This is a genomic window from Neobacillus drentensis, assembly GCF_036966985.1.
Taxonomy (GTDB): Bacteria; Bacillota; Bacilli; order Bacillales; family Cytobacillaceae; genus Neobacillus; species Neobacillus drentensis_E.
In genome coordinates, this window is record NZ_JBALSN010000056.1 from 1 (window position 1) to 6,515 (window position 6,515).

Sequence of the window (6,515 nt, forward strand, 5' to 3'; positions counted from 1 at the left end):
TCGTTATAAGATACAATTCGTAACAATTACGATTTATTCAATCTAATAAACTTATATTATATGGAATAATTATTTATTTTAAATCGTAATAATTCCTAATTAGGTATCTACGGAGAGGAAAATTGATTATGAAAAGACTATTATGCCCTTTAATTATTTTACTTTTGGTATTAAGTGGTTGTTCCAATGCTGCTCAGACAAATGGTGAAAAAGTTAGTGAAGGAACAAAAAAATTACAAATTGTCACCACGTTTTATCCAATGTATTATTTTACCCAAAAAGTGGCTGGCAGTTCAGCAAATGTGGAGTTATTAATACCGAACGGTGCAGAACCACATGATTGGGAGCCGACTGCAAAGGATATGGCTAAAATTCAAGATGCCGACATGTTTATCTACAATAGTCGATACTTTGAAAGCTGGACTGAAAAAGTATTAAAGAGCATTAATGATTCAGATTTAACTGTTATTGAAGCTTCGAAGGGGATTGAATTGATTAATGCATTAGAATCAGAGGAGGAACATCATTCAGATCACGCATCATCAAAGGACCCTCATGTCTGGCTTTCTCCGGTGCTAGCCCAGCAAGAGGTCGACACGATTGCTAAGGCCATCATACAGCTTGATCCAAACAATAAAAATCAATATAAAAAAAATGCAGAGGATTTTAAAGCCCAACTTGCTGAATTAGATCACTTATACAAAGAGGCAGTTGATCGGGCGAAGAAAAAAGAATTTGTGACCCAACATGCTGCATTTGGTTATTTAGCAAAACAATACGGGTTAACGCAAATTCCAATTGCAGGACTATCCCCAGATGTCGAACCAACCTTCGGTAAATTGAAAGAATTAGCGGAAGTAACCAAGAAGAAAAATATCAAGGTCATTTATTTTGAAGGACTTACTTCTTCCAAAGTGGCTCAAACATTAGCAAATGAAATAGGTGCTAAAACTGAAGTTTTAAATCCATTAGAAGGATTAACTAAAGAAGAACAAGAAAAAGGTTTAGACTATCTAGATGTTATGAAAAAAAATCTTGATGCATTAAAATTATCTTTTTAGAGTTAGTTCTTTGATTTGAAATATTGTTTATCGTCAGAAAGAGCCGCCGAAATCTCGGCGGCTCATTTTTAATATCCTCTAAAAACATATTCTTCTTTAGGAGCAGAAGTAGTAGACCAATCTTCTACTTTTAAATAAGGAACGTTTGTTTTAAAGGGCTGATAATAAATGGTTGATATTTTCCCTTTTACGGTGACCCATTCATCATTTTTCAATTTCGTGCCATCTGGCATTTCAACTAACATACCAAAGACACCTGAATCGGCAATACAATGGATGACACCAAATCGGAACACAAAAAGCTGGTTTTTATTGACTGTTTCCGAATCATTAAACACGAACCCTTTAAACTCGATTTCTTTTCCTAAGAAATCACCAGGGTAGTTATATATTGTTTCCATTCCTTTTAAATAATTTTTATCATTTAAAATGATTGTTTCCTTGTTTACATACTTTTTCTTTTCCTTTTTCATTAACACATCATAATCTTCTTTCCCATAATACACACTCGTATCTGGCCGTAAAAATTGCTGCTGCATAAAGGAATCTCCTTCTCCTTCATCGTAAATAGGAAAATGGAAACCTTTTGCTTTTACAATATTTGAATCTAGGGTGGCAATTGGAAAAAATAGCCCTGAAATAATTGGAAAGGCGAAAATTGGATAAATGAAAAGCTTTTTATACCATTTGTTTTCTTTCGAATGATTATGTCCACAATGATCATGGTCACAAGATGCTTCTTTTGAATCACCTTTGCTAAGCATAAAGATTTGGACAATCGTTAACACAAGTAAAGCATAACCAGCAGTGGCAGAAAGATAAGAATATTTCATGTTGATATATTTATTAATGTCCCCGGTAAGATGCATTTGAAAAATTAAATAAGTAAAGCCAATTAATATTAAACTTCTTATCATAGTTCCAACTCCTTAAAACAGTAAAGAGTAAACAAAGACCACAACGAACACAGAAGATACAATCATAAATACGAGCCGCTTCTTAAATGTTGCCAGCATCATCATTAGATTTTTAATATCCACCATAGGCCCAAACACAAGAAAGGCTAATAATGAACCCGTTGAAAAGGTCGTTCTAAACGACGAAGCAATAAAAGCATCAGCTTCGGAACAAAGAGAAAGAATAAAAGAGAGAGCCATCATCACGATCGAGGATGATGCTTGTCCTTGACCAATTGAAACAAGCGTTGATGTCTTAATATATGTTTGAACAGCTGCTGCAATTAGTGAACCAATAATTAAATATTTTCCCATGGAGAAAAATTCTTCAACTGCATGCTCCAGGGTCTGCCAGATTTTTTTGAAAAATGGAGTAGATTTCCCATCGGAATGGTGATGATGAAAATGTTCTTTAAACGGGCTGCCCTTAAATCGAAAAGCGATTAAGATACCTACAATGACAGCTACAAGTATCGCTCCAATTGCTCGATAAAGTGGCATTTTCCAATCACTGCCGAACGCAATAAAGGTTGCAAACAAGACCACTGGATTGATGATCGGTGCAGTCAGCATAAAAGCAATCCCTGCGGAAATCGGGACTCCTTTAGAAACAAGTCTGCTTACGATTGGAACAATCCCACATTCACAAGAAGGAAATAAGATACCTAAGAAACTGGCAAAGATTACAGCTAGAACTTTATTTTTAGGCATGATTTTTGCAATCATTTCATCAGTAACAAAAATTTGAATGATTCCTGATATTAATACACCAAGCGTCACGAATGGGAGAGCTTCGATTAAGATTGAAATAAAAATGGTATTCATTTGTAAAAAAGATTGCGGTAAGGTTATACCGAACATAAGAGTCCTCCTATAATAAAAGACTGATGGAGTCTACTATACTCTCATCCTATTCATTCGTCCAACGAAAAATCTGGAATAAACAATGAATTAAACCAAGTCAGAAGAGATCTAGTTTATGTTTTACCATTTTTCGCCCAAATAGGTTAAAATAGAAAATAATAAGGAGGGGTGTCATGGACTTATTTTCAAGAATAGCTGAAGATAAAATAAAAGAGGCGATAAAAAATGGGGAGTTTGAAAATTTACCTGGAATGGGTAAGCCATTGAATCTGAAAGATGATCTGCCAGGGATGAACGCGGAAATGAAAATGGGGTACCGTATGCTTAAGAATGCTGGATTCATTTCAGATCAAGTAGATTTACGAAAAGAATTGATTACCTTAAATGATCTGATTTCTGCTGCCACAGATGACGATGAAATCAACAGGTTACAAGAAAAATTAACACGAAAACAGCTTCAGTTTGAAAAAATAATGGAACAAAGAAGAAAAAATACAAATGTGCGTTTTGGTAGTTATGCCGAGAAAATTTATGGAAAAATGAAATAAACTGATGACTACAGGTTAAATCAAAAAGGTAACTTCATATATCTTCAGAAAATGAATCCTCAAAAATGAGCATTTCCTCGTTTAAACCTTCTCTGAGTTTTTTCTGATTTATTTAGACTACTTGTATTTTTCCGGGCTGATGGCTGTACGCTATCAGCTTTTTTATGTTATTTCTCCTAAAAATGGAACAAAATAAATGCAAGTAGTTAAAGGGTGAAAAAATGGAGGTACATACAATATGTCTGACATTAGAAAGATTGTGATAACACCTTTGTTAGTGCTTTTTCTTATAGTTGGAATCGTATCAAATAGGGTCAGTGCTAATGAGACAGAGACCCCCAATATTGTGGGTGAGTTTGGAGTTGCCATAGATGCAACGACAGGCGAGATTCTTTACAGTAAAAATGCTCATTCAAAAGCGTATCCTGCGAGTATAACTAAAGTATTAACGGCCACAATTTTGGATGAACAAATGAAAGAAGGGGAATTGTTAAAGGTTAGTTCTCATGCGGCAAATCAAGAATGCCTTTGTTTGGGGCTTACAGCAGGCGAAATACTATCGAAGCAAGACGCCATGAAAGCTTTATTATTGTTAAGTGCGAATGATGTCGCCGTAACGATTGCTGAGAACGTAGCAGGAAGCGAAGAAGGATTCGCCGAGCTAATGAATCAGAGGGTCAAAAAATGGGGCCTTAAAAATACTCATTTCGTTACACCAAATGGTCTTCATGATCCAAACCATTATACAACTCCCTATGATATGGCTATCATCACAAAAGAAGCAATTAAACATCCCAATGTCCTAAAGGTTATGACTACACGAACGACAATGATTAAAACAAGCAAGAAAGAAAAGACAATCCTTAATCTATTTAAATTTCAAAGGATCCCGTACTCGATTACTGGTAAACCAGGGTTTACAAATGCGGCTCAACATACACTAATGGAATACTTAAAAAAGGGAAATAAGGAAGTCATCTCAGTTGTCATGAAAACCGATAAACAGTCAAAATACAGCGATATTCAAACCATGGCAAACTATTCATTTGCCCATATGAAGTCAGAAAATCTGGAAGCGAGGTAGTCGAGAAGATTGCTTATAGCGATTCATCTGACTGCATAAAAAAGACCGCTTTGTCAGCGGTCTTAATGTTGTTCTTGGTCATTCCAATATTGTAGAGTGTCGATTTTACCTGTCGGCTCACTTTTTAATACATTACCATCTTTGTCTTTGTAAACCTCGTACTCCTGGTACGTTTCTACGATATAGCCATCTACTTTTTCGACTTTCTCAAGTTTTTCCTCCAAAACTGGAACATCGCTTGAAGGCTCAACTTCTACAGGCTGTGCCATCACAGGTTGGTCGGATGAATAAGTAACGTCTTTATTAATAAATGAGTACGGTGAATCAAGATACGCTGCAAAACCTAAGGTGACCAATAAGCAAAAAATACTAATAAAGGTTTTTAATTTCATAAACTGGGCTCCTTTTTCACTTACATCCTCGTAACCCATTTTATGCATGTCCTAAAAACATATACCTATTGATTAGTTTTGTATATTTGTTGATTTTACAGAAGAGATTTGCGGTCGAAAAAGTAAAAATAGAATAAATGCAGCTATGGAAATTATCGCACCAGATATATAAGGGAGCCCAATGGCCAGTGAAAACAACCATCCACCCAGTGGAGGACCAATAATTCGTCCAAGAGAGTCAAAGGAAGATAATAGGCCAGTTGAACTTCCGTAGCCTGCGCTTGACGTTTTCGTAATTAGAGAAGATACACTTGGACGAATTACTCCATTTCCTAAACCAAATATGGTTAGAAAAAGGGCTGCAGTGGCAAAACTATTCACCCATAAAATCAAAGCAAATCCAAGCGCAGAAACAATGATACCCGACTGGATAACCATCCTCTCCCCGTGTTTCTTTGTCAATCTACCAACTAAACCACCCTGGACAATTGCACTTCCAAATCCCATGATCATAAAAATATACCCCAGTTGAGTAGCATCCAAATCTGCCTTTTTAGCAGCAAAGTAGGCAAAGGTTGCTTCCAAACCAGCAAGGGATAAAGAAATTAATAATTGCACTAGATATAGAACGGTTACAGCCCCGCTAAGCGCCTTCCAAAATGAAGGCTTTTTTTTCGTAACCGCTCCGTTTTTCTGTTTTGATTCTTTGAGCAAAAGGAAAACAAGAATCAAAGTGATGAAAGAAGAACCACATGCAAGAAAAAAGGGCATATTCAAGCTGAATTTTGAGAATATACCACCAATTGCTGGACCGAAAACAAAGCCCAAGCCTGTTGCTGCACCGATAATCCCCATTCCTTTGCCGCGATTCTCTTCGGTGGTGATATCGGCAACATAGGCCATTGCGGTAGGCATATTAGCAGAGGAAAGAATACCACCAATAATTCTTGCCGCAAATAACATCCAAAGCTCTGTCGACAATGCTTGAATAAGAAAGGAGAGACCAAGTCCAGCAATTCCAATCATCATCACTGGCTTTCGCCCAATTCGGTCGGAAACTTGCCCCCACATTGGAGCGAAAATGAGCTGCATGAGCGAATACACCGCCATAAGTAAACCTAGTTCGGTTGGGTTCGCCCCAATTTCTTCGGCATAGAAAGGTAAAACTGGAATGATAATTCCAAATCCCACCATAACCAAGAACATTACTACAAATAAAATCGGTAAAGCGGACTTTGAATGCAAAGAAATTTCACTCCTAGATGACTTTTAAAGTCGTTGATATTACTTACTTCTTCCTATCAATAGGATAATGGAAAAGTTCCTAGAAAAACAAGTCTCTTGCATACTATTTCCTTGCATGGAAATAGTATGCAATACTGCTTAACCACGCTGATTATTGATTTATCAAACGCTTAGCAAAAAGATAGTGAAACCCAAGCATACTGCTAGCAAGCGATAGCATACCTATAAAAGCCTTGCCAACAAAACCAGCTTGGGAACGGAAAAGTGTGTTTAAAGCAAAAAAGAACACCATTCCATCTCCGGAACGGTGTTTCTCTTAATCTGGTTCCAGTGCCCAGCGGCTAGTGGACTTCGCTCTCCGCCCT

General features: G+C 36.7%; 7 protein-coding genes. 3 read left to right on the forward strand and 4 right to left on the reverse strand.

Features of this window, described 5'->3' with window-relative positions:
- Positions 1-128 precede the first annotated feature (128 nt).
- Positions 129-1,061: a metal ABC transporter substrate-binding protein gene (locus V7659_RS03920; RefSeq protein ID WP_335538250.1), complete on the forward strand. Its 933-nt coding sequence runs from the start codon at positions 129-131 to the stop codon at positions 1,059-1,061.
- A gap of 68 nt (positions 1,062-1,129) precedes the next feature.
- On the opposite strand, the gene V7659_RS03925 is transcribed toward V7659_RS03920, so the two are convergent.
- Positions 1,130-1,978: a TIGR03943 family putative permease subunit gene (locus tag V7659_RS03925; RefSeq protein ID WP_335538252.1), complete on the reverse strand. Its 849-nt coding sequence runs from the start codon at positions 1,976-1,978 to the stop codon at positions 1,130-1,132.
- Between the two features lie 12 nt (positions 1,979-1,990).
- Positions 1,991-2,878: a permease gene (locus V7659_RS03930; protein ID WP_335538254.1), complete on the reverse strand. Its 888-nt coding sequence runs from the start codon at positions 2,876-2,878 to the stop codon at positions 1,991-1,993.
- 176 nt (positions 2,879-3,054) lie between these two features.
- Here V7659_RS03930 and V7659_RS03935 point away from each other — a divergent pair, with 176 nt between their 5' ends.
- Together V7659_RS03935 and V7659_RS03940 are read left to right on the forward strand one after the other, a co-directional pair.
- Entirely contained in the window at positions 3,055-3,429 is a 375-nt protein-coding gene (locus V7659_RS03935) for a DnaJ family domain-containing protein (protein ID WP_335538255.1), read from the forward strand.
- A gap of 238 nt (positions 3,430-3,667) precedes the next feature.
- Positions 3,668-4,513, forward strand: coding sequence for a D-alanyl-D-alanine carboxypeptidase family protein (locus tag V7659_RS03940; RefSeq protein ID WP_335538256.1), 846 nt, complete (start codon positions 3,668-3,670; stop codon positions 4,511-4,513).
- Positions 4,514-4,575: 62 nt separating this feature from the next.
- Here the strand turns inward: V7659_RS03940 and V7659_RS03945 are convergent, their stop codons facing one another.
- Together V7659_RS03945 and V7659_RS03950 are read right to left on the reverse strand one after the other, a co-directional pair.
- Positions 4,576-4,905, reverse strand: coding sequence for a hypothetical protein (locus tag V7659_RS03945; protein ID WP_335538258.1), 330 nt, complete (start codon positions 4,903-4,905; stop codon positions 4,576-4,578).
- Between the two features lie 72 nt (positions 4,906-4,977).
- Positions 4,978-6,150 (reverse strand): MFS transporter, encoded by a 1,173-nt coding sequence (locus V7659_RS03950; protein ID WP_335538260.1) that lies wholly within the window; start codon positions 6,148-6,150, stop codon positions 4,978-4,980.
- Between the last annotated feature and the right edge of the window lie 365 nt (positions 6,151-6,515).

Bases quoted from the DNA above. Each gene is read 5' to 3' on its own strand.
- V7659_RS03930 (WP_335538254.1), bottom strand. From the start codon at position 2,878: ATGTTCGGTATAACCTTACCGCAATCTTTTTTACAAATGAATACCATT.
- V7659_RS03945 (WP_335538258.1), bottom strand. From the start codon at position 4,905: ATGAAATTAAAAACCTTTATTAGTATTTTTTGCTTATTGGTCACCTTA.
- V7659_RS03920 (WP_335538250.1), top strand. From the start codon at position 129: ATGAAAAGACTATTATGCCCTTTAATTATTTTACTTTTGGTATTAAGT.
- V7659_RS03925 (WP_335538252.1), bottom strand. From the start codon at position 1,978: ATGATAAGAAGTTTAATATTAATTGGCTTTACTTATTTAATTTTTCAA.
- V7659_RS03940 (WP_335538256.1), top strand. From the start codon at position 3,668: ATGTCTGACATTAGAAAGATTGTGATAACACCTTTGTTAGTGCTTTTT.
- V7659_RS03935 (WP_335538255.1), top strand. From the start codon at position 3,055: ATGGACTTATTTTCAAGAATAGCTGAAGATAAAATAAAAGAGGCGATA.